Here is a 3028-nt window from a genome sequence, read left to right as displayed (position 1 = left end):
TGCGTTTTGCAGTCAGAATACTGAGACGTGTACCTTCTCCACCGGCAAGTATCAGACTACGGATTTTCATTTGCTTTGCTCCGTCAGTTCAAGGTATATTTTGGCGTACTCGATGGCTGATTTTTCCCATGAAAAGTCCTGCTGCATGCCGTTGCGCTGAATTTTGCGCCAGACCTCTGTGTTGGGATAAAGGTTCAATGCCCTTTCCAGAGCAGCCGTAAAGGCCTGGGGTGAGGCCTCCTCGAATAAAAAGCCGGTAGACTGGTCAGGATCATCATGATCTTGAATGGTGTCTTTCAAGCCACCGGTGGCGCGTGCCAGTGGGACACAACCATAGCGCATCGCGATCATCTGCGCCAGCCCACAGGGTTCATAGCGCGAGGGCATCAAGAGAATATCTCCAGAGGCATACATGCGGCGGGCGAACCCGGCATCGAAGCGGATGACAGCGCGGACACGCTCTGGGAATTCGGCTTCCAGACTACGGCAATCACTTTCCAGTAATGGGTCGCCGGTACCCAGTAAAACTAATTGCCAGTTTTGGGCTGCCATTTGGCGCAGCCCGGCAATAGCGAGGTCTATTCCTTTTTGTTGATCCAGCCGGCTGATGATAATCAGCAAGGGAGTATCGGCTTCGACGGGCAAGCTTAAGTCCTCCTGAAGGGTCTTCTTATTCAGGGAGCGTCGTTCCAGTGTCTCAGGTGAATAATGCTCGATGAGTGCCGGGTCAGTTTGGGGGTTCCAAGATTCCTGATCCAAACCGTTCAAAATCCCTGATATCGAAGATCGCCGTGTTTTCAGGAATTCTTGCAAGCCGCAGCCAAATTCGGGAGTCAAAATTTCTTCCGCATAACCCGGAGAAACGGCAATGATGCGATCGGCTGCCAGCAAACCCAGCGGCAGGGGAAACAGGGTTGCCCACCTGGGCAGTCGTTTGTCTTTCGCACGGGGAATGCCGTACTTAATCAGCGCTTCTTCAGCGTCTTTGCCCATAAAAGGCAGGTTGTGGATACTGAGGATTTTGCGGATGTTTTGAAACTCAGGTTGGTTCTTTTGGCGGATTTGCAAGGCGTAAAGGCTGGCAGCTGTATGCCAGTCGTTGGCATGAAGGATATCTGGCTTCCAATCGAGATGTTTCATCATTTCCAATACTGCAAGGGAAAAGAAAACATACTTTTCTCCGTCCAGTGCAGCGTCACTGCTATAAACCGGCATATCCGGCAGAATCGGAGGCCCTTCAATGAGATAGACGGGCAGCCCATTGACTTCGGTGAGAAAGGCTTTCGCAGGCAGATCTTCACCGGGATGGTCAACCAAAAAAGAGGCAACAAAACGCGGTTCGCGCACTTTGTGCTTGATTTCCTCATGAAAAGGCAGGACCAGACGAACATCCAGTTGCGGACCTGTCCAAACAGGAGAGTTCAATTGGCGCAAAGCAGGGGGAAGCGAACCGGCTACATCTCCCAGTCCTCCCACCTTGACCAGCGGGGCAGCTTCTGATGCCAGAAACAACACATTGATGGTTGATTTATTGGCCTGTTTTGTCATTCTGGGCCGTCCTTTTTGAGATTATCGGGATGATCATGCTTTGACCAGTTCGATGTAGTCCTGAGAAATGGTTTGCTGAGGTGATGCACCTAATTTTTCCAAAATTTCAACCACCAGCCGGGATTTTAATTCAGCATCTTTACGGCTCCATGTGCGGCTCTTAATTTCCAGGAAATTCCCCAGTTCGGGTTTTTGCACATGATCAAGGTTGATGAAAAACTCCATGTCTTGATAGCGCACCAGATAGCGCAGTCGTTCTTTCTCAATTTCGGTTTCACTGATGGGTTTAAAGTATTCACGGTAAAAGCGCAAACTCTGCGTTGCGGTGGCTAAATAACGGCTACGGGAGAGCAAAACTTTTTGGGGAAAAGAGTATTCGCGGGTGGGTCCGAGCAAAGTCAGACGGGTGCGCACCCGGTTGACTTCCCCGGTGGGTGAAATGAAGTGATCCTCGCGGTAACGCAGGCGCGAATCTTCCGGAGGTGGAAAGTTGAAATACACATCGTACTCACGGTAATGGCGGGTGCGTAAAATTTCAAAGGGTGGATCGGTGAGCCGATCTTGAATGAGGGCGATTTGCTCGACCGGAACTTTGACCTGAACTTCAAAACTCTCTTCCTCTTCGGTGGCTTCCCCTAAGGCGAGAAGTTTGGAAAGGAGCGATTTCTCACGCTGAATGAGGAAGATATCAATACGCTTAGCATAATCCTCGGCCCCTTTCAGCAATTCTTCTTCATTTACTGTGAGCAGATTGCGGTCGCGCATCAGCCATTGCCCATTGACCATCACATCGCTTACATCCATCGCTTTGGCAGCATACACGATTTGAGAATAAATGCCCTGAGGATCTCGCTGAAAGCGGGGTGAGTTGTGCACTGGGGCAAGGTCGAGAACGATCAAATCGGCGCGTTTACCGGCTTTGATTGAACCGGTCAAATGATCCACGTGCAAAGCTTTGGCTCCATTACAGGTTGCCATTGCCAGGGTAGCCAAAGCCGGAAGGGCAGTGGGATCGCCGGTAGAACCTTTTGCCAGAAATGAGGCGAGGCGCATCTCTTCAAACATATCAAGGTCATTGTTAGAAGCCGGCCCATCGGTGCCGATGCCAACGTTCAAACCCAACTCCAGCATCTTTTTGACCGGCGCAATACCGGAAGCCAGTTTTAGATTTGAAGACGGATTGTGAGCAATGCCGGTGTTATAGTGCTGAAAGGTGCGCATTTCACCTTCATCCACGTGGACGCAATGGGCTGCGATCACTTTAGCCTCCAGTAATCCCAGTTTCTTTACATACGGGATCACCGGCATTCCCTGTTCCCGGCGCATGTTTTCAACCTCTTGAGCTGTTTCGGAAAGATGGATGTGGAGCGGTACATCCATTTCAATCGCCAGTTGGGCGCAGGCACGCAGAATTTCATCTGTGCAGGTGTAGGGGGCGTGCGGCGCTACCGCCGGGATGATCAGTGAATGATTCTTCCAG

Annotated in this window: 2 protein-coding genes; both read right to left on the bottom strand. The window is 50.9% G+C overall.

Annotated elements, in window-relative coordinates; all coding sequences use genetic code 11:
• Window positions 1-66: 66 nt before the first annotated feature.
• The gene (locus VAE48_RS14475) at window positions 67-1548 is read right to left on the bottom strand and encodes a glycogen synthase (RefSeq protein WP_322794038.1); all 1482 of its coding nucleotides are present in this window, start codon (window positions 1546-1548) and stop codon (window positions 67-69) included.
• A gap of 33 nt (window positions 1549-1581) precedes the next feature.
• Window positions 1582-3028 (bottom strand): amidohydrolase family protein (locus VAE48_RS14470; RefSeq protein ID WP_322794037.1); only part of this gene is annotated, 1447 nt, incomplete at its 5' end.

This window comes from Bellilinea sp. (genome assembly GCF_034432615.1).
In the GTDB taxonomy this organism is placed as follows: Bacteria; Chloroflexota; Anaerolineae; order Anaerolineales; family Anaerolineaceae; genus Bellilinea.
This window is presented reverse-complemented; position numbering and strand designations above follow the sequence as displayed.